General features: G+C 49.9%; 19 protein-coding genes. 9 read left to right on the top strand and 10 right to left on the bottom strand.

Annotated features, from left to right (window positions below):
- Window positions 1–52: 52 nt before the first annotated feature.
- Window positions 53–856 carry a class III extradiol ring-cleavage dioxygenase gene (locus Q8K39_RS17750; protein ID WP_305262281.1) on the bottom strand — a complete coding sequence of 268 codons (804 nt, stop codon included), beginning with the start codon at window positions 854–856 and terminating at the stop codon, window positions 53–55.
- A 158-nt stretch (window positions 857–1,014) separates the two neighbouring features.
- Between Q8K39_RS17750 and Q8K39_RS17755 the strand changes: the two genes are divergently transcribed.
- The 3 genes from Q8K39_RS17755 (at window position 1,015) to cysM (ending at window position 3,689) form a co-directional block, all read left to right on the top strand.
- A complete protein-coding gene (locus Q8K39_RS17755) occupies window positions 1,015–1,896 on the top strand; it encodes a LysR family transcriptional regulator (protein ID WP_305262282.1) in 882 nt (293 codons plus the stop codon).
- A 142-nt stretch (window positions 1,897–2,038) separates the two neighbouring features.
- Complete coding sequence (locus tag Q8K39_RS17760; RefSeq protein WP_305262283.1) at window positions 2,039–2,521, top strand: helix-hairpin-helix domain-containing protein; 483 nt, start codon at window positions 2,039–2,041, stop codon at window positions 2,519–2,521.
- Window positions 2,522–2,786: 265 nt separating this feature from the next.
- A complete protein-coding gene (cysM, locus tag Q8K39_RS17765) occupies window positions 2,787–3,689 on the top strand; it encodes a cysteine synthase CysM (RefSeq protein ID WP_305262507.1) in 903 nt (300 codons plus the stop codon).
- Window positions 3,690–3,916: 227 nt separating this feature from the next.
- On the opposite strand, the gene Q8K39_RS17770 is transcribed toward cysM, so the two are convergent.
- The 5 genes from Q8K39_RS17770 to Q8K39_RS17790 form a co-directional block, all read right to left on the bottom strand.
- Window positions 3,917–4,216: a hypothetical protein gene (locus Q8K39_RS17770; protein WP_110257001.1), complete on the bottom strand. Its 300-nt coding sequence runs from the start codon at window positions 4,214–4,216 to the stop codon at window positions 3,917–3,919.
- A gap of 325 nt (window positions 4,217–4,541) precedes the next feature.
- Window positions 4,542–5,570 (bottom strand): lytic murein transglycosylase B, encoded by a 1,029-nt coding sequence (gene mltB / locus Q8K39_RS17775; protein WP_305262284.1) that lies wholly within the window; start codon window positions 5,568–5,570, stop codon window positions 4,542–4,544.
- Between the two features lie 104 nt (window positions 5,571–5,674).
- Entirely contained in the window at window positions 5,675–7,687 is a 2,013-nt protein-coding gene (locus Q8K39_RS17780) for a DUF3488 and transglutaminase-like domain-containing protein (protein ID WP_305262286.1), read from the bottom strand.
- A gap of 5 nt (window positions 7,688–7,692) precedes the next feature.
- Window positions 7,693–8,667, bottom strand: a complete 975-nt coding sequence (locus tag Q8K39_RS17785) for a DUF58 domain-containing protein (RefSeq protein ID WP_305262288.1) — start codon at window positions 8,665–8,667, stop codon at window positions 7,693–7,695.
- 27 nt (window positions 8,668–8,694) lie between these two features.
- The gene (locus Q8K39_RS17790; protein WP_305262293.1) at window positions 8,695–9,615 is read right to left on the bottom strand and encodes a MoxR family ATPase; all 921 of its coding nucleotides are present in this window, start codon (window positions 9,613–9,615) and stop codon (window positions 8,695–8,697) included.
- A 288-nt stretch (window positions 9,616–9,903) separates the two neighbouring features.
- On the opposite strand from Q8K39_RS17790, the gene Q8K39_RS17795 reads away from it, so the two are divergent.
- From Q8K39_RS17795 to Q8K39_RS17805, 3 genes are all read left to right on the top strand, one after another.
- Window positions 9,904–10,842 carry a histone deacetylase family protein gene (locus tag Q8K39_RS17795; RefSeq protein WP_305262508.1) on the top strand — a complete coding sequence of 313 codons (939 nt, stop codon included), beginning with the start codon at window positions 9,904–9,906 and terminating at the stop codon, window positions 10,840–10,842.
- Window positions 10,843–10,845: 3 nt separating this feature from the next.
- Window positions 10,846–11,400, top strand: coding sequence for a GNAT family N-acetyltransferase (locus Q8K39_RS17800; RefSeq protein WP_305262295.1), 555 nt, complete (start codon window positions 10,846–10,848; stop codon window positions 11,398–11,400).
- 583 nt (window positions 11,401–11,983) lie between these two features.
- Complete coding sequence (locus tag Q8K39_RS17805) at window positions 11,984–12,730, top strand: hypothetical protein (RefSeq protein WP_305262297.1); 747 nt, start codon at window positions 11,984–11,986, stop codon at window positions 12,728–12,730.
- Between the two features lie 130 nt (window positions 12,731–12,860).
- On the opposite strand, the gene Q8K39_RS17810 is transcribed toward Q8K39_RS17805, so the two are convergent.
- Window positions 12,861–13,787 carry a hypothetical protein gene (locus Q8K39_RS17810; RefSeq protein WP_305262299.1) on the bottom strand — a complete coding sequence of 309 codons (927 nt, stop codon included), beginning with the start codon at window positions 13,785–13,787 and terminating at the stop codon, window positions 12,861–12,863.
- 102 nt (window positions 13,788–13,889) lie between these two features.
- Between Q8K39_RS17810 and Q8K39_RS17815 the strand changes: the two genes are divergently transcribed.
- Complete coding sequence (locus Q8K39_RS17815; protein WP_305262301.1) at window positions 13,890–14,414, top strand: nuclear transport factor 2 family protein; 525 nt, start codon at window positions 13,890–13,892, stop codon at window positions 14,412–14,414.
- Between the two features lie 31 nt (window positions 14,415–14,445).
- Here Q8K39_RS17815 and Q8K39_RS17820 read toward each other — a convergent pair whose 3' ends face one another.
- Window positions 14,446–14,913, bottom strand: coding sequence for a DUF4952 domain-containing protein (locus tag Q8K39_RS17820; protein ID WP_305262303.1), 468 nt, complete (start codon window positions 14,911–14,913; stop codon window positions 14,446–14,448).
- 232 nt (window positions 14,914–15,145) lie between these two features.
- Between Q8K39_RS17820 and ylqF the strand changes: the two genes are divergently transcribed.
- Both ylqF and Q8K39_RS17830 read left to right on the top strand, forming a co-directional pair.
- A complete protein-coding gene (gene ylqF, locus Q8K39_RS17825) occupies window positions 15,146–16,078 on the top strand; it encodes a ribosome biogenesis GTPase YlqF (protein ID WP_186952957.1) in 933 nt (310 codons plus the stop codon).
- Entirely contained in the window at window positions 16,075–16,860 is a 786-nt protein-coding gene (locus Q8K39_RS17830; RefSeq protein ID WP_305262306.1) for an enoyl-CoA hydratase, read from the top strand. Before ylqF ends, Q8K39_RS17830 begins: the two co-directional genes overlap by 4 nt.
- A gap of 1 nt (window position 16,861) precedes the next feature.
- On the opposite strand, the gene Q8K39_RS17835 is transcribed toward Q8K39_RS17830, so the two are convergent.
- Together Q8K39_RS17835 and Q8K39_RS17840 are read right to left on the bottom strand one after the other, a co-directional pair.
- On the bottom strand, window positions 16,862–17,296 hold the full coding sequence (locus tag Q8K39_RS17835) for a hypothetical protein (RefSeq protein ID WP_305262308.1): 435 nt from the start codon (window positions 17,294–17,296) through the stop codon (window positions 16,862–16,864).
- Window positions 17,297–17,890: 594 nt separating this feature from the next.
- Window positions 17,891–18,559 carry a GntR family transcriptional regulator gene (locus Q8K39_RS17840; protein ID WP_186952963.1) on the bottom strand — a complete coding sequence of 223 codons (669 nt, stop codon included), beginning with the start codon at window positions 18,557–18,559 and terminating at the stop codon, window positions 17,891–17,893.
- Between the last annotated feature and the right edge of the window lie 251 nt (window positions 18,560–18,810).

Below are 18,810 nucleotides of genomic sequence, written 5' to 3' on the forward strand. Positions count from 1 at the left end.
GATAACTGTACTGGCTTGAAGTATTCAAGCCAGCATTCTCAATACAGGTTTATCAGGCAATCGTCCCAAAGCGGAAGCTCGATGCCACCACACCGCCAAAGATGTTTTCTTCATGATAAACACAACTGGCAACTTCATCCTCTGCCGCACCCACGGCCACCATCAGTGGCAGTAAATGCTCTTCCCTTGGATGGGCTACCCTTGCTGCCGGCGCATCTTCCCAATGGATCAGGCGGGCGACTCTTTCTGTGGTGCTGCTGGCGATCAGGCTATCCTGCAACCAGTCATCAAAACTCGATGATGGTTCTTTCGCCAGCGGACCAAAGCGGCGCAGGTTATGGTAGCTGAGCCCGCTGCCTATGATCAGCACTCCCTCGGCCCGCAAAGGGGCCAGGGTACGTCCCAAAGCCAGATGCTCGGCCGGGTCCAGACCTGTGCGCAGTGATAATTGCACGACAGGCATATCCGCTTCAGGGTACATGACGGCCAGTGGTGCAAATGCGCCATGATCAAAGCCACGTTGTCCATCAGCTTGCGCGGGCAGTCCTGCTGCCCTGATCAGGCCAATTACACGGTCAGCCAGCTCTGGCGAGCCTGGGGCAGGGTAGCGCACATGATAGGTATGCTCGGGAAAGCCACCATAGTCATACACCATGCCCGGCCTGGGATTACTCATGAGCGTAAAAGAACTCTCTTCCCAGTGCGCCGAGATCATCAGTATGGCCTTGGGCTTGTGTGGCAATTGTTGTGGTATATCGACCAACGACGTTTCCAGCATATGCATGGCTTTGCGCATATCTTCGATGTATGGCCAGGGGCCGCCGCCATGCGAGATAAAGTAGGTAGGCAGGTTCATATGAGTATCCTTGAGTAGTTATTCAGCACGGGGGCTCATTTTCTTGAAGATGGAGCCAGATGTAATCCATCATAATGTTTCCCATTGAGGAAAACGATGGTGGTAAAGTAATTGTATTGTTTCCATAAATGGAAACATTAGACAAGTGAAGGCTGGTCATGGAGGAACTTGATATCAATGGCATCAGGGTGTTTCGCGAAATCGTCGAGTCAGGCAGCTTTACTGCTGCAGCAGATCGCCTGGGCATGGCCGCGCCCATGGTCAGCAAACATATCGCCAGGCTGGAGCGCAAGCTCGGGGCGCGGTTACTGAATCGCAGCAGCCGCAGCATGAGCTTGACTGAAGCAGGCAAGGATTTTTTTGCGCAGGGCAGGCAGGCACTGGATATTCTTGATGCTGCGGTCGCCTCGGTCGCGCAAACGAGCGGGCCGCCCCGCGGCGAACTGAAAATCAGCGCGCCTGTCTGGTGTGCCAACCCTGGCTTTGCCAAAGTGCTGGCAGATTTTCGGCAACACTATCCAGAGGTGCGGCTGGATCTGCACCTGGATAATCATATGGTGGATCTGGTGGCGGATGGCTTTGACCTGGCCTTGCGGGCCACCGATGAGCCTTCTTCTGCCCTGATCGCGAGGCGCTTGTGCAAGGTGGAATTCCATCTGGTAGCGACGCCAGCCTATTTGCTTGTGAGAGCTGAGAAAGCAGCCGAGCAGGCTGCCATGGCTGTCATCTTGCCCAATTATGTGCAGTTGGAACGGTTTCGTTTGCCACTACAAACAGAAATGCCACCATTGAAGCTAGATGCCATCATGAAATGTAGCGACACCACACTCAGCTATCATTGCGTACTGTCAGACATGGGCGCTGCATTTTTGCCAGCCTGGTTAGTGGATGATGATCTTGCCTCCGGCCGTTTGCAACTGGTCGGCGGTAATGAGCCGGGTTTTGCCGCCAATCTGTATGCCATCTATGCAAGTCGCCGCCAGATGCCACCCAAGCTGCGTTGTTTTATTGATTTTTTGATAGACAGGCTGGGCGATTGAATAAAGTTGACATATGTATACAGTGATTTTGTGGAATACTTGTCAACGGAATGTAGTTGATTCCGTTGATATCCATATAGACAGTGATAAAAACTGAACTATACCGCTTAAATAAATGTTCAATTATTGAGGGAGTATTCGCATGTTGAAGAAATTAGTGTTTGGCTTGATGGCTTTGTTGGCAGCTACCGGATTTGCATTTGCTGATGTTGATGTCAATAAAGGTGACCAGGCTGCATTGGATGGTATCAAGGGTATAGGTCCGACCAAATCCAAGGCCATCATAGAAGAGCGTACCAAGAATGGTGCCTTCAAGGACTGGGCAGATTTTGAAAGCCGCGTCAAAGGCATAGGCGAAAAGAGTTCGGCTAAGTTGTCTGCTGCAGGTTTGACGGTCAATGGTCAGGCAAAACCTGGTGCTGCAGCAAAACCTGTGGCCAGTGCTGCGTCTGCCAAGACTGATAAGGCAGAAAAAGCGGCAGATAAAGCTGCAGATAAGGCTGGAGCTCCAGCGGCGGCATCAGCACCTGCTGCTACCGCTAAACCCGCATCTGCCCCGGCAGCTGCCAAGGCTCCCGCTGCGGCTTCTGCAGCCGCGGCAGCGTCCAAGGCCAGCGCTAAATAAAGTCAAGTGAGCAATTTGCTGGACGCTGTATGTGCCAGCCATAAACCTCAGGGGTGACCCTGAGGTTTTTTATTAGCTTATTCAAAATTTGTATAAGCAAGTCATACACCTCAAATGACAAGGTGAAGCTCTTGATCTCTCTGGGGAGCAAGGCATTTCTGCTTGATGAAGACAGGTATCACCAGCTAACCAACTAGCTTATGCAGCAAGCGTCTAATGGTAACTGCGATTAGAATGAGGCTTTGCAATTTTAAGCATGCTGACCATGACCTATCTGACCATTGAAGATACCATAGGCAATACCCCACTCGTAAGATTGCAGCGTATACCAGGTGCTGAAAACCAGCGACGTAATAATGTCATTCTCGGCAAGCTGGAAGGAAACAATCCTGCTGGCTCAGTCAAGGACAGACCTGCCTTGTCCATGATCAAAAGGGCAGAAGAACGTGGCCAAATCAAGTCTGGCGATACCCTGATAGAAGCTACCAGTGGCAACACCGGCATTGCTCTGGCCATGGCTGCGGCCATGCGTGGTTACAAGATGATTTTGCTGATGCCAGAAAACCTGAGTATAGAGCGACGCCAAAGCATGGCCGCTTACGGCGCACAAATCATGTTGACGCCCAAGACGGGGGGGATGGAGTATGCCCGTGATCTGGCAACACAAATGCAGGCAGAAGGGCGGGGGGTGATACTCGATCAGTTCGCCAACCCTGATAATCCTTTGGCGCACTATGAAGCCACGGGACCAGAAATCTGGCGTGATACCAAGGGGCAGGTCACTCACTTCGTCAGTGCCATGGGCACGACTGGCACCATCATGGGTGTATCCGCTTACTTGAAGGAACAAAATCCGCAGATCCACATCATTGGCGCGCAACCAGAAGAGGGTTCACAGATACCTGGCATACGCAAATGGCCGGAAGCATATTTACCCAAAATCTATGACAAGGCCAGGGTGGATCAGGTGGAGTCTGTGACGCAGGCCGATGCCGAACACATGGCGCGCAGGATGGCAGTGGAGGAGGGGATATTCTGTGGTATTTCTGCCGCAGGAGCATGCGAAATTGCTTTACGCGTAGCACAGACTGTAGAAAATGCCACCATCGTCTTCATCGTTTGCGACCGTGGTGACCGCTATTTGTCTACTGGCGTATTTCCTGCCTGATAGACTTAGCCTGGTGGGTGCTGGCATTGCGCTCACCTTGTACTTACTCTGCAAGCCCGACTCTGTCAGCTCTTTACATCACGCTGTCACAAATCCTCAGCATAATAAAAAAAGCCAAAAAAATACCGAAATCACGCTTTTGGCGCATTTTCGGTATTTTTCAATAAAGCAGTTTTCCTGGAAATCCGAAGACTTATCAGGCAGCAACCACCGATCAAATAAAAGACTTATGCTGCGTCTTTTGGTTTGAATTGTTTGTCGCTGATACGGAACTTCGCACGACGGTCGCCCATCAATTCGCGCAGTTCTTTGATGCTGACATCGCTGATTTCATGCATGCGTATCAGTAATGATGCGCCTACAGGCAGGCGACGATGCCTGATTTTACTAATTACTGGTGGTGCCACTTCCAATGCTCTGGAGAGTGCCGCATCATTTTTCAAATGCAATTGCTTGATCAGAGTATCCAACAGATTGTTTGGATCATAGTCGATTTCATCGGATTCAAGCTGGGTCAGGTTTGCCATAATTACCTCGCTGTTTAGTTTATTGATGCTAAATTTAGTTGCTTCAATAAAAAATTAATCAAACGGTAATATTGTATCTTTAAAATATAATTTGCTTGTCAGAAAAATAGCAAACCATTGTTAAATCTCTTGACACATTGCTTACTTCATACATAAATGTGTCAACTAGATAACAACACTTTAGTTTAGAAAATACTGAATGGCAATGTTTATTCCAGTAATTAGTTACTAGAATAACATAAATTAACAATTTTATTCGGGCATGAAAAATCTGTTAAATTGTTATTATCCCCTTCAAATGTACCTCAAACTGCTTCTATGCTCATTATTTATGTCTGGCAGCTGCGATCATACGGCCCAAGTCAAACACTGACATGGCATAAAAATAACTCCGATTGTATAGCGTAATGGCAAAAAAATTGTCTGTTGCAAACCAGTACTCTGTTGCGTCATTGCCATTTTGCAGATCAACGAGCCCATAGGAAATATTTGTTGGCGCTTCGCTACTTGCTGTTGTCGCGATGGCTTTTAAATCCTGCAACTGATAGCTGGCCAGTAAACCTTTCCCCAGAGCAGTATTGAGTTGCTCGCTCTTTTCAGGGACGACCAGGGTCGCTGGAAAAGCAATCGGTAAGTTGCGTTTCCAGCCATGAACCGCCAGATAGTGGGCGACGCTGCCGATGGCATCGACTGGTGAGTCAGTCAAATTGATCTTGCCATCACCATCAAAGTCAACGGCATATTTCCTGATACTGCCAGGCATGAATTGTGGCCAGCCTATAGCACCTGCATAAGAACCCTTGAAAACAAATGGGTCGAGCGAAGATTCTTTGGCCATCAGCAACATGTTTTCCAGTTCACCACGGAAAAACTGCATGCGCGCATCGCGGGTCGGCGTGTCTGGGTAATCAAATGCCAATGTAGTCAACACATCCATGCCGCGAAAGCCACCAGTCTGTTTGCCGAAGATGGTTTCCACGCCTATCAAGCCAACGATAATCTCAGGCGGGACACCATATTCTTGCTCAGCTTTTGTCAGTGCATCAGCATATTTGTCCCAGAAGGCAGCGCCGGCTTCAATGCGATAAGGTTCGACAAATCGCGCGCGGTAGGCTTTCCAGTTCTTGGGCTTTCCCGGTGGGGCAGGGCGCATCAATTGCCTGGCGGATTCGATGTGTTTGACCTGCTTGAAAGTGGCTTTCAATTCAGTTTCAGTAAAGCCATGCTTGCTGATCATGCTGGCGATAAATCCTGAGACTTCTTTCCATTGCTCAAAATGGCTTTCGCTTGCAGTAGCAGCGGCAGCCGCTTTTTTTACTTGCTTTTTCGTTGCAGCATTTGCTTCACCCGTCATGATAAGTGCCGTTGCAATGATGAGGGAATAGATGCAGTTTTGCAAAGTGCCAGGCTTGCTTGTTACCGGTGTTATGGGAGAAATCAAAATGCGTCAATAAAAAATTAGCGGCATGCTGCCAGCAAGGTTTTTAAACGCCGGATCAATACGTTGTCCGGGCCTGGGTTTTTGCCGTAGCGGGCGCTGGCATACAGTTTCAGAAAACGCTCGGCATTTTCAAAATCGGCTGCGGGCAGGCTGGTGCGCAATCTTTCCAGATAGGCGGAAGGGCCTTCATGCAAGGCACGCGCTGCGGTCTTTTTTTCCATCTTGCGACAGAAAGAAAAGTATACCTTATCAAGAGCACTTAGACGTGGTCGGTTGCGTATCAAAGGCAAGGCCATCAAACCCAGTACCAGGCTGGTGAGAATGAAAAACAGCAAGGTAATCTGAGCCCAGTCGATTTTTTTGAAGCCCAGTGAGTTTAGCAGGCTGATTTGTTTGCTCTGATTGTAGTTCAGGACCCACTGGTTCCAGGAGTTATTGACGGCACTCCATTGCATGCGCATCTGATTGAAAAAAGAGATGCCGTCAGGGCTGAGGTTCATGAGCCCGGCCAAACCCTGGCGTGGCACGGCGTAATTGAGAGAACGTTCTACCCTCTCAGGAGCAACTGCGGCAGTGGGGTCTACCCTGATCCAGCCCTTGCCCTCCAGCCAGACTTCTGCCCAGGCATGGGCATTGGATTGGCGTATTTCCAGAAAACCGTCGATGGAATTCAATTCGCCACCCTGATAACCGGCAACCACGCGCGCCGGTATATTCGCAGCACGCATCAGCAAGACAAAGGCACTGGCATAGTGTTCACAAAATCCAGCTTTGGTATCGAACAAAAATTCATCGGCACTATTTTTGCCCAGCAGTGGTGGTTCCAGCGTATACGAATAGGCTTCGCGGCGGAAATAATCGAGTACCGCCCGAACCAGTTGCAAGTCATCCTGATATTGTTGCCGCAGGCTGGCTGCAAAGGCAGTAGTCCGCGGGTTATAGCCCGCCGGTAGATACAGAGAATGTGCTTGCATTTCCCGGCTGCTATTGGCTTCCAGGCTATAGCCGGGATAAGACGCTATCTTGTACTTGATTCTTTCCTGGGTACTCTGTTCGCGCCGGGTTTCCATTTGCTGGTTAATGACAATACTGCTTGCCGAGCTGCCTTCAATTTCGGGCTCGCTGGCGGGCATGTCCAGTGCGAACAACCAGTTTTGACCATTGGCTTCCAGCGTGATTTCTTGGTGTACAGGTTGACCGGTATAGCTGATCCAGTTTCTTTCCTCTGCATTCCTGTAGAGCGATCTCCTGTCTTCATGTGACCAACTGCGGCCATCAAATTTATCCATGACGATGCCGCGCCAGTACAACAAGGGTTTGGCAGGGATTTCCTGGGTAAACTTGACACGAAAGGCAATCTCTTCGGATTGCGCCAAATCACTGATATTGCCCGGTGACATGGAGCTGGACAAACCACTGCGTGCCGAATGTGCATCACCCGGCAAACCCCAGAGTGGCCCCTGTATGCGTGGAAACAACACAAAGGCGATAATCGTAAGCGGGATTGCCAAACCCAATATAGTGGCGCCGAACTTGAGTCTTTGCCTTAGTGGAGGTACCACGCCAGTATAGTGAAACGATAATTGTGCAGTCAGTAGCAGGCACAAGCCTGTCAGGGTAAGTACGGCGGCAAGTATGGTTTGTTGATAAAAGAAACTGGTCAGCAAGATAAAGAAACCGAGAAAGATAACCACGAACAAATCGCGTTTGGCATGCATCTCCAGAAGTTTGCAAGTCAATAGCAAGACCAGCATGGTGACACCAGCTTCCCGGCCAAAAAAAGTTCTGTGTGTCAAGTAAACGCATGCCATCATCAGGACTGCGACTGGCAGTAATATCATGGCATGCGGCAGGCGACGGCCACTCAAGGTCAACCAGCCACGCCAGGTCAGTAGCAAGGCACAGGATGCATTCACCCACCACATCACATGATCGGCATGTGGCAAGAGGACAAAGGCACAGGCGAAGATCAAGAGCAGGGTGTCGGCTTTGTCACGTGACAGGATGGTGCGGAATAAGGGCGTTTTCATGATGCTCACATATCGTAAAGCGCCAGCGCACGCAGGCAGGCATCGCAATGCTCAGGTCCGCTTGCCGCTGGATATTTTGTTTGCCCCAGGCGAAAACCATACATCAGCCCACGCTGGTCTGCCTCCAATACCCAACTGGTCATGCGCGATAGTTTGAGCTCGATATCCATGCTGCCGGGCAGGGCAGAAAAATCGAGCATGACATCACTACCAGAACCACCGGCAAATTGCTTGGTCACCAATTGACCGCCCAGTGCGGTATCGACTTTGGCAATTTGTTTCCAGGCCAGATGTTTCATCGGGTCTCCTGGCTGATAGGCGCGCACCCCAGCAAAGTCTTCATCACCGGCATGTCCGGGCACCTCGGTTTTTTTTCCCTGGCCGGACATGGGCAAAGGTGGTGCATTGACTTCAGGCTGCGGGTAGACCAGGGCATGGGCATCCGCCAGCCAGGTGCTCCAGGCGCGCAACAAGCCTAGCGGATAATAGGTTTGCAAGCGTATTCTGGGGATAGCCTGCAAGCCCCTGCTGATGGTGGGATAGCTGAGTTGTACTGCAACCCGGCTGTCTGCGGCAATATCGACAAACTTCTCCGGGTGACCTTTGTCGGCAAAACCCACGCTGATGGCGTAACGTGCATGGGCACGGCGGTTGATCAGGTAAACTGTAAATTCAGTTTCTTCTCCAGCAAATACAGCCCGGGCAGAACCTGGCAATAAATGCAGATAGGCCAGATTGCGGAAGGCATAAAACACATTGATCAGGGCGACGCCGCCCAGTACATATGTCAGGCCAAAGCCAAGATTAAGGCTGTAGTTGGTCGCGGCTAAAAACATCAGCAGCAGCAAGACGACAAATACCAGCCCGGGTTTGCTGGGCACGGTAAATACCCGTCGCTGGCTCAGGAAGACTTCACCACTTTCTGGCTTACTTTCCAGGAAAACGATTTTGCGCAGCTTTTTTTTAATCGATGTGAACATGCAGTTAGATATCTTTTACTGGCAAGATCAGACGCTGACACGTTTCATCAATTGCGCCAGCAATTCGCTGCTGGCACTGACTTTGCCCGTCATTGATTTTAGTGGGCGCAGCCTGTGCGCAATCACGGGGATCAGGATCGCCTGCACATCCTCTGGCAAGACGTGGTCACGACCTTCCATGGCAGCCCAGGCGCGGGCAGCTTGCAACAGGGCGATAGAGGCGCGCGGGCTCATGCCCTCGGCAAACAGATCACCCTGACGCGTGGCATGGGCCAGCGATTGCACATAATCGATCAGCGGCGCAGATGTATGGATTTTTTTCAGTTGCTGCTGGGCTTCCATCAATTCTTCGGCCTGCATGACGGCAGGTAGTTGGGCCAGCAGGCTGCGCCTGTCTTCGCCCAGCAACAATGCACGTTCAGCCGCGGCATCAGGATAACCCAGCGACAGGCACATCAAAAACCGGTCCAGCTGCGATTCAGGCAAGGCAAAAGTGCCGACCTGATGTGCCGGGTTTTGGGTGGCGATGACAAAAAAGGGCTTGGGCAGGTTGCGGGTTTGTCCCTCTACCGAAACTTGTCTTTCTTCCATGGCTTCGAGCAAGGACGATTGTGTCTTGGGCGTGGCACGGTTGATTTCATCGGCAAGCAAGACCTGGGCAAAGATGGGGCCGGGATGGAAAATAAATTGTGACTTTTCCCTGTCGAAAATCGATATCCCAACTACATCAGCTGGCAGCAGATCACTGGTGAATTGCAGGCGGTTGAATTTCAAGCCCAGGGAAATCGCCAGGGCATGCGCCAGCGTTGTCTTGCCCACGCCAGGCAAATCTTCTATCAATAAATGGCCGCCTGCCAGCAAGCAAACCAGTGCCTGTCTGATTTGCTGCTCTTTGCCTATGATGACGCTGTTGACCTGTTTTGCTACTTTATGTACTTTGGAAAACATGTTCTTCCTTGCTGAGCTGTGTTTGTTGTTGCCTGAAATTCAAGAAGTGCATACCTGAACTGGGAAGATCAGGTTCATGAATTGTCAAATTTCTGTGCCCACAGTGTAAACCGAAATGTCAAAAACTGTTGCTCCTGGTGAAAAGATTCAGACAAACGGATTTGCAAATTCAGGCAAATAGGGTGAAACTGATAATAAGACAGATAAGATAAGCAGAACAAATATCACATTTTTATGCGCTGGCAGCTGTCTGCCAGGCTGGATATGTGGCAGTTCTGGCACAGAGACATGACAACTGCGTATTACACCCATGCTGATTGCAAGCGCCATGAAATGGGCTCCTGGCATCCGGAATCACCGGATCGTTTGCAAGCCATAGACGATCAATTGATCGCCAGCCGCATCAGTACTTTGCTTGATCACCGCGATGCACCGCAAGCCTCGGAGGCGCACCTGGCACGTGTGCACACTGCCGATGCCATCTACCGGATACGGGAGAACTGTCCTTCCGAAAAATCGGAGTACAGCCATTTTCCGCTGGATGCTGATACCTCATTGAATGCTTATACCTGGCGTGCCTCGCTGCGCGCTGCTGGTGCTGCAGTCGCCGCGACCGATGCCGTGCTGGATGGCGAAGTGGAAAATGCCTTTTGCGCAGTGCGCCCGCCAGGCCATCACGCCACGCCCAGCGAAGCCATGGGTTTTTGCATGTTTAATAATATTGCCGTCGCAGCCAAGCATGCACTGGAAGTGCGCGGTTTGCAGCGCATTGCCATCGTTGACTTTGATGTCCATCATGGCAATGGCACGGAAGAAGCTTTCCGCAATGATGAACGGGTGCTGATGGTGAGTTTTTTTCAGCACCCCTATTATCCCTACACCGGTACTGAGCATCCTGCCAGCAATATGGTGAATATCCCTGTCCCGGCGCATAGTTATGGCGACGTCGTGCGCCAGTTGATTACCGAGCAGTGGTTGCCCGCCCTGCGCAAGTTTGCGCCAGAAATGATCTTCATCTCGGCCGGTTTTGATGCCCACCGTGAAGATGATATGGGGCAGATGGGCCTGGTCGAAGCCGACTATGCCTGGATCACGAAAGAGATCATGAAGATAGCCCAGGAGTTTTCCAATAAACGCATCGTCAGTTGCCTGGAAGGCGGCTATAACCTGTCAGCCCTGGGACGTAGCGTAGTCGCGCATCTCAAAGTCCTGGCTGATCTGGATTGATGCATGATTAATTACAGTAGCCTGAGTCCGCTGAAAACGCAGCGCCTGTTATTGCGCAAACTGGAACGCAGCGACATAGACAGCGCTGCCATCATCCATGGTGACCCTGCCACCAATATCCATAATCCTACTGGCCCCAGATCACGCGAAACCACCAGGGTATTGCTGGATGATTGGGCAGGTTCATGGGAGCGCCAGCGTTTTGGTTACTGGACAGTCTGCTCTATAGACGAACCAGATCAGGTGTTGGGTTTTGGTGGCGTCATGCGCAAGCAGATAGGTGACTTCAGTGGTTTGAATCTTTATTTCCGTTTTGCAGCCCACACTTGGGGCAAGGGCTATGCCACGGAAATGGCCATGGCAGCCTTGCATGCCTCCTTCGTGGTGCTGGCTGAGGATGCTGTGTATGGCCTGGTCAGGCCCGCTAATACGCCCTCGCGCCGCACCCTGGAAAAAATCGGCATGCAGCTATACTCAGAAGTGACGGATGTGCCAGGCGAAGCCGCCAGCCTGATTTACCGTATAACGCGCACAGATTATTTGGCCGCGCAGCCCTGATCCTCCCCTCTTTAAATGTTGATGCTAAAGTCATCAAGCGCGAATCCTTGCGTCAACCAGTTGACGGTCGACAGAAAGTCCGCAAGTTTCGTCAAACAAGACTTATCAATTGCTCCGCGAATTCGATACCTATCGCCTTCTTGGACTGATACAGGTGTCTTTACTTCAGCGGTAAACCTTGACATCAAATTTCCGAAACGAAAGAATTTATTTTCCAAATAAGTGCAGAATTTGTTCATAACTCAGCATGAAAAAAATCAGTTATTATTTGTTCGAAATTCGCGCACTTCAGTAGTGTGGATTCCACAATCCATGTCATCAGCGAGCGCGAATATGAAGTAGGCGATTTTGAATACAGCGCAAGCGAGTAGATGGTGTTCTGTGCTGAAATGCGAGTGCCACACTATGTGCTGCTTGCGCCGCCCTAATCGTCAGAACCCTAATTTCTGCGCTTCAAGCTTACTCGCGTCTCTATGCCCTACGTGGCTGAGTCATACGGTTCTTGTTGACGATATGTAGCCAGGAAAAATCCCAGGTGCAGAAGAGTTGAATGCGATGAACGCATTTTTTTGAGGAAATATATATGAATCTTGATTCTCCAGAAGTATCAATGAATACATCAGGCGGTTTTGCAGGTGGTACGCTAATTCATACCAAAGATGGTCTGCGGCGTATAGATACGATCAAGGTCGGTGATCTGATTCTGGTTCCCAATGGACCGAACGGGGAAGGCACTTATAAGCCAGTTGCCAGGATCAGCAAATCTGATCATTCAGTGATGGTAGCTGCTAATATTGGGTTTTGTGAGCAATGGCAAGAGTATCCAAATTTTAAACTGATATTTTCAGGCCTTCCTGCATTCCTGTTCTCTGGAATCGTGCCAGACTATCCAGAAGACGAAGCGGAAGAGTATCGGTCTTCTTTCGGCTGGAAAAGCGTGAATTCGATTAACGCCATATATTTGCTTGCCAGTTCACCAGCCAAGCAAGCTAATTTGGGTAGTTTAGCGCCGTTATGGAAGACGAAAGATGCAAACGTTGCTTTTGAGCTGTTTGGTTACGATGCGGAAGTAGGTTACCAGTTAACAATTAAAAACGGTGAAATCGTCGATAAAAAGACTGCAGATTGCGATCTATTTCACGATGATGACTTTATTTCTAAGGATGACTCACCAGAGGATGCAGAACAATGCGCTTATAAAGACACTGCGTTCAGCATAGAAACTGCAGATGTAGACCCGTTTTTTGTTGGCGAAGGGGGATTGCTCGTGTATGCCGGACGGGGGAGTGCGGAATATAAAGTATGGGCATATGGCAGAATTTGGGAATAATCCCCTACCGGCCCATTCATCTTTTGGATACGTGGTTTTTGCTACAAGAGAATTTCAACAGAATCCACGATAAGCTGCCGATTAAATTTATCCTGGCGCGCAAAGATGAATTGCGCGCATCTCTGGATTGCTAATGAGATAGATTTATAAGTGCTTGCTGGAGTTTTGGGGCGAAACTGGATTCACCCCAGGTTGTCATTTCCATGATGCTATGTGTTTCGGCTATTTTGCTGACAGCACGGAGGCCAAGGCAATAGCCACGGCGTTTGATATCCTGGCTGCTGATGACTCTGAACCAGTCGGCATACTGCTTGCCTTGCGGTTTCAACATCATGATTGTGGAGTAATCTTTTGCCCACGTCTTGATGTTGTTTTCAATGCAGGCTTCCGCCAAGTCTTCCTGCATTAATTGCTGTGACAACGTGGACTCGGGATTCAGCATTTTGCTGACATATGTTGCCAGCCCCTCATGCCACAAAGGTGATGCCATGGAAGAACCGGACTTCAGATGAGAAATTTTTTGGGACAGATACAAATGAAAGAATTCATGTGAAAATAATACGTCGAGAGACTCCCCGGTTTCGGCGATACGATCAACACCAATAATAAGCACCCATGCATCCTTGGACTTCAGGTATCTTTGTGCGCCATTGATCCCCAGTGTAGGCAAGAAAATAATCTGCATGCCATCCTGCATATCAGGAAATTGACGTTTGAACCGCTCACCTTGTGATGCTGTGAGTTTTTCTGCATTAGCGTAGAGCTGGAATATAGTTTTTTCGGTTACTGGCAAGGTTCGAAGCAGGTGTTGTATCTTCTCTTTGTATAGTGTGTGGCCGTCTGAAGTTGTTAAATCTGGCAGCAATTGTTCGTAGACATCTGCGTACTTGCGCTCAAACTGTAACCATAATTCTTCTTGCTCTGCCAGATCCTTGCCGTTTGCTTGTGCCCAAAATTGCTGAAAATCTGCTCCTGTTGATGTGATGGCCAGTTTTTGTGCGTGAGCAGGAAATGCAAAGCAAAAAAAAGTAAGCAAACTATTTAGCAAGTACTTCATTCGCCCATTCTCCATTGAATATTGACATAAAGCTGTTTATTTTAACACTTCGGATACAGGGCGACGTCAATGGCTTTCATGAGGTTTTTCAAAGGAGATATCATGCTGATAAAAATTTTAAAAGTCATTACTTTGAGCTCTGCAGTGAGCTTCATTATGCTGCCAGCACATGCATTTGCGACTGAAGACATGACCGTACTTGCAGAGAAAGTGACCCATTTTATCGATGAATGGCATGACGATGCCGCACACGCACGTCTGCAGTATTTTGACAAGATTGCAAAAGACGGTATCTACATAGGCACGGACAAGACCGAACGCTGGACACGGGATGAATTCAAGGTATGGGCCAAGCGTTTTTTCGAGCGCCAGTCCGCCTGGGCTTTCAAATCCTTTAACCGCCATATCAGTATGTCAGAAGACCGCAAGATTATCTGGTTTGATGAGCAACTACAAACCCAGATGGGCATCTGCCAGGCGACGGGCGTGATAGCGCAAACAGCAAAAGGGTTCGAGATCAGGCACTACCAGTTGTCGCTGACTGTACCGAATGAATTGACTGATTACCTGGCAGCAGGTGTCAAAAAGCTGGATGAAAAAAACGCTGGGCAAGTGCAAAAGAAATAAGCTTGGATTCCTGCCTTCAATCAAGTACGGTTCAAGGTGATTCCAGTGCCAGTTCAACGCTGACATAAAACCAGTCTATTTTTGCCCAATCTTTCCGTTGACTGATCAAATTTTCAGTGGTCCCCATGCTGATCCGGTAATTGAATTCAGTTTGGCTGACTAGCTGGCCACTACCCTTGCCATGCGCAGGGCTATTGCGGTTTTCCCAGATGCAGCAGACACGGTGTAGTGGCTGCATTCTGGTGTGCAGTATCAGATAGCGCTCTATTTGTGCTGCCTCACTCCCCTTGGTTTTGTAACTGGCCAGCAGGGTGTGTATTTGTGCATCCATCGCGGGCTTACATCCCAAGAAAATCAGGGCAGCAGGTTTTTTGCCCAGTTTTTGCAAAAAGTCGGCACATTGCGGCGTACTGCTGTTGACACGGGGTGCAACGTCGCTAGCCCAGACTTCGCTTGCAAACAGCACAGTCAAGATACTCAGCAAGAATCGTTTGTACAAAATTTTCGTCCTATGTAACGGTCAGCAAGCCTCCATACATAGTAACCCGGAGAATGCCATTCAATTATCTCTGATGATTAAAATCCTGACTTCCTTGCTGCATTCAGGATGTCAATCTGATAAAATTGGTGCTTAAATAGGGTGGTTTTCCGATGTAGGAAGCAAAATCCGGCGCAAGCAGGGCAGAGTTCCGTACAATATCGCTTTGTTTTTGCTAAAAAGAAGAATAAGCATGTCCATACAATGGTTCCCCGGCCACATGAACGCCGCCCGCAAGAAGGCGGCGGAAACCATGGAAAACACCGACCTGGTGATAGAAGTGCAGGATGCCCGCATTCCTCAAGCCTCTTGCAACCCCATGGTTGAGTCGCTGCGCAACTTTCGCCAGCGCCCTTGCCTGAAAATCTTGAACAAGTCTGACCTGGCTGACCCGAATGCCACCAAGGCATGGCTGGATTTCTACAATGCCCAAAAAGGTGTGTTCGCCGTTGCCCTGAGCTGCAAAAAGCCGTCTGATGTTGCCAAAGTGCCAGGCCTGGCACTGAAGCTGGCACCGCATCGCGGCGTACCTACCAAGCCGCTGCGCATGATGATCATGGGCATACCCAACGTCGGTAAATCGACCTTGATGAATGCCCTGCTCAAAAAGCGTGTTGCCAATGTCGGTGATGAACCAGCCGTGACCAAGACCCAGCAGCGCCTTTACCTGGGCAAGAACATGATCCTGACAGACACTCCCGGTATGCTTTGGCCCAAGATAGAACATCCTACGGATGGTCTGATGCTGGCTGCCAGTCATGCAGTCGGTGTGAATGCCCTGATAGAAGAAGAAATTGCGACTTTTTTGGCAGAGCAATTGCTGATTCATTATCCACAATTCATCACTGCTCGCTATGGCTTTCCGGTTGACGGCATAGATGCGGTCTCGGTCATAGAAGGCGTGGCCAAAAAACGTGGCTATAAGCTCAAAGGTGGTGATTGGGATTATGAGAAGGCTTCCCACACACTGTTGCTTGATTACCGCAGTGGTGCGTTAGGACGTGTGAGTCTGGAAACCCCGGCCAGCCGCGAGCATTTGCTGGCGACTTATGTTCCTCCGATTTTGCTGGGACAGGGCAAGAGTGTGCAAACTGGCATGGAGCCAGAACAGGAAGACGCAGAATGAGTCTACAGGCAGACACGCCTTTCGTATTGCGTAGCGACGCAACTGGCGTCACTACGCTGACACTGAACCGTGGCGAACGCTTCAACCCTCTGTCGGAAGAAATGCTGGTTGCCCTGCAGACTGAATTTAAGGCCATTGCTGCCGACGAGAGCGTGCGGGTAGTTGTGCTGGCTGCTGCTGGCAAGGCGTTTTGCGCTGGCCATGACCTGAAGCAAATGCAGGCTAATTCCTCGGAAGCGTATTACAAGAGTCTGTTCCAGCAATGCAGCAAGCTTATGCTGGCTATCCAGAAATTACCCCAACCAGTCATTGCCCGTGTGCATGGCTTGGCTACAGCAGCAGGTTGTCAGTTGGTCGTCATGTGTGACCTGGCTGTTGCCAGCGACAATGCCAGCTTTGCCGTGTCTGGCGTCAGTGTTGGCCTGTTTTGCTCTACACCGGCAGTTGCCTTGTCTCGTAACGTCTCGCGCAAGCAGGCCATGGAAATGCTGTTGACGGGAGAATTCATTGATGCCCAGGCAGCAATGCAGCGCGGACTCATCAATCGTGTCGTCAGCACTGAACAACTCGATACCTGCGTTGCAGAACTGGCTGCCAGCATTGTAGCCAAGCCTGCTATCGCCATCAGCATGGGCAAACAGTTATTCTATAAACAGCTGGAAATGGGTGTCGAAGCAGCTTATCAACTTGCCGGACAAACCATGGCTTGCAATATGCTGGATGCTTCCGCGCAAGAGGGTGTGCAGGCTTTCCTGGCAAAACGCCGGCCTGACTGGTCTTGATTTACTTCTTTTCTTGCTTGTGGGTTCTGAGATGATCGGCAATGACTGCGCCAAGCGAGCACCAGACTCCCGCAACAAAGCAGGTGTACAAGACTGTATATGAAGTGGGTAGCTGTGCAGGAGTGTCGCTATAGGCAAAGCTGGCATAGGTATAGACCAGCGCTGTTGTTGCTATTCCCAACAGATACCCATGCATCATCGGCGATTTCTCAGCCAGATATCCCACCAGCAATCCCGGTACTAGATACTGGGCAAAACCAAAGATGGTCATAAATAACTGGTTGCCCCATAAACCGGTATCTGTATTCACCAGTGTTGCTGGTGCCATGGATGCTTTTAGCATCGCGATGAACACGAAATACAGCAGGCCGTACGCAACAGTCGACAGGGCGATTGCTTGGGTATTCGGTTTGGAAATAAAGGGGTGGAATGCCATAGGGGCAAGATTATACTCTTAGCTGCTGAAGAATTGGGCACAATTGAGGGTGTTTTGTGGCATTCTTTAAGGTGATGCTTCATCACTCTATGGCTGGAGTTTGAGTTGCAATCTGAGTAACGTCATTCCAGCGTGTTTTTGGCTGGAATCCACTAGGCTGTTGCTCCAGCAGAGTTCGTGGCATGCTGGCAAGCACATTAATTTTAGATTCGTAGTGTTTTGCGTAACTGATTTTCAAATACATTCGTAATTAATCTACGATTGCAGGCCGGTGGTAGACCGGCGGCTACACACCTTTTTGCTTCGCCAAAAAGGTGTGCCAAAAAGGCGACCTAGGCGTCATCGCCCCTGCGGGGTTCCCGTTTGTACGGTACAAAAAATGGGAAATGTCCGAAACTCGCTACGCTCAAACACGGGCATTTCTTAATCCATTTTCCGTACCGCACAAACGGCGTCGACACATGGGAACTGCGGAAAGTCAAAACCAACCCCGACTTCAAAAGCAACTCCAACGTCAAAAGCAACGTCACTGCGACCTTGTTTCATATTCTTTTGGTTACGGTGTAGCGTTTCTACCTCACCTAAATAATAAGCCTACCCAATCACCTTACGCGCAAACGACTCCAGGTAATCCATGAGGCCATCGGCTGCCTTGGCTGCCTGTTCTTCATTGCCTTTGGCGATTGCCTTGGCGACCAGCATGTGGCAGCGGGCGCCTTCTTCTATGTCGCCTTCGTGCTGGAAGGCGTACCAGAAGCGGCGGCATTTGATGATGAGGGGGATGACGGCGGCTACGGCAGAGGGGTTGCGGCAGGCTTCGTGGACGACGTGGTCGAGGGCCTGGTCGGCGGCCATGTAGTCGTTGAGGTCATTGCGCTTGGCGGCGACCAGCATTTTGTCGGCGCATTCTATGATGTCTTTGCGGTGCTGCGGTGTAGCGCGGCGGGCGGCGCTGGCACCGATCAGGCGTTCGATGACGCGGCGAGTTTCTATCAGCGTCATGTGCTCGGCGGCTTCGATGTCGCTGATGATCAGGCCACGTCTGGGCATTTGCTGTATCAGGCCATTCGAGGACATGCGCATCAACGCTTCCCGCAGCGGTGTGCGGCCCAAGCCGGTCCTTTCTACCAGTTCAGACTCGACTACGGGAGAGCCGGGTTTTAACTGCAGTGTGACGATCATGCTTTCTATGGCGTCATAGGCAACGTCGGCTGCACGCAGCTTGGGAGGGAATGTCAGTATTTTTTCAGGGGTAGCGAGCATCAGATATCCATGTTCTGTATTTTGTATGGATTTTACCTATTAATATACGAATATTACCTTGTAAAAAGCTGGAATCATCAAATTCTACGTGTTTTTCGATAACTTTCGCAGTTTTTTGATGTGTAGAAATATATTCCTGCCTCCAATTTTGCCATGGACTGTCCTTGTTTGCTGAGGATTTACGCAGAATTCGGCATAGGTGTAGATTTTAGACTGGATTTTGAGATAAGCTACGCATTATAAATATAATT

Origin of the sequence: Undibacterium sp., assembly GCF_030683615.1 — a bacterium.
Classification (GTDB): Bacteria; Pseudomonadota; Gammaproteobacteria; order Burkholderiales; family Burkholderiaceae_D; genus Undibacterium; species Undibacterium umbellatum.

What these genes read in the sequence shown, in the direction of transcription:
- Q8K39_RS17750 (WP_305262281.1), bottom strand. Translation starts at nt 856, where the DNA reads ATGAACCTGCCTACCTACTTTATCTCGCATGGCGGCGGCCCCTGGCCA.
- Q8K39_RS17755 (WP_305262282.1), top strand. Translation starts at nt 1,015, where the DNA reads ATGGAGGAACTTGATATCAATGGCATCAGGGTGTTTCGCGAAATCGTC.
- Q8K39_RS17760 (WP_305262283.1), top strand. Translation starts at nt 2,039, where the DNA reads ATGTTGAAGAAATTAGTGTTTGGCTTGATGGCTTTGTTGGCAGCTACC.
- cysM (WP_305262507.1), top strand. Translation starts at nt 2,787, where the DNA reads ATGACCTATCTGACCATTGAAGATACCATAGGCAATACCCCACTCGTA.
- Q8K39_RS17770 (WP_110257001.1), bottom strand. Translation starts at nt 4,216, where the DNA reads ATGGCAAACCTGACCCAGCTTGAATCCGATGAAATCGACTATGATCCA.
- mltB (WP_305262284.1), bottom strand. Translation starts at nt 5,570, where the DNA reads ATGACGGGTGAAGCAAATGCTGCAACGAAAAAGCAAGTAAAAAAAGCG.
- Q8K39_RS17780 (WP_305262286.1), bottom strand. Translation starts at nt 7,687, where the DNA reads ATGAAAACGCCCTTATTCCGCACCATCCTGTCACGTGACAAAGCCGAC.
- Q8K39_RS17785 (WP_305262288.1), bottom strand. Translation starts at nt 8,667, where the DNA reads ATGTTCACATCGATTAAAAAAAAGCTGCGCAAAATCGTTTTCCTGGAA.
- Q8K39_RS17790 (WP_305262293.1), bottom strand. Translation starts at nt 9,615, where the DNA reads ATGTTTTCCAAAGTACATAAAGTAGCAAAACAGGTCAACAGCGTCATC.
- Q8K39_RS17795 (WP_305262508.1), top strand. Translation starts at nt 9,904, where the DNA reads ATGACAACTGCGTATTACACCCATGCTGATTGCAAGCGCCATGAAATG.
- Q8K39_RS17800 (WP_305262295.1), top strand. Translation starts at nt 10,846, where the DNA reads ATGATTAATTACAGTAGCCTGAGTCCGCTGAAAACGCAGCGCCTGTTA.
- Q8K39_RS17805 (WP_305262297.1), top strand. Translation starts at nt 11,984, where the DNA reads ATGAATCTTGATTCTCCAGAAGTATCAATGAATACATCAGGCGGTTTT.
- Q8K39_RS17810 (WP_305262299.1), bottom strand. Translation starts at nt 13,787, where the DNA reads ATGAAGTACTTGCTAAATAGTTTGCTTACTTTTTTTTGCTTTGCATTT.
- Q8K39_RS17815 (WP_305262301.1), top strand. Translation starts at nt 13,890, where the DNA reads ATGCTGATAAAAATTTTAAAAGTCATTACTTTGAGCTCTGCAGTGAGC.
- ylqF (WP_186952957.1), top strand. Translation starts at nt 15,146, where the DNA reads ATGTCCATACAATGGTTCCCCGGCCACATGAACGCCGCCCGCAAGAAG.
- Q8K39_RS17830 (WP_305262306.1), top strand. Translation starts at nt 16,075, where the DNA reads ATGAGTCTACAGGCAGACACGCCTTTCGTATTGCGTAGCGACGCAACT.
- Q8K39_RS17835 (WP_305262308.1), bottom strand. Translation starts at nt 17,296, where the DNA reads ATGGCATTCCACCCCTTTATTTCCAAACCGAATACCCAAGCAATCGCC.
- Q8K39_RS17840 (WP_186952963.1), bottom strand. Translation starts at nt 18,559, where the DNA reads ATGCTCGCTACCCCTGAAAAAATACTGACATTCCCTCCCAAGCTGCGT.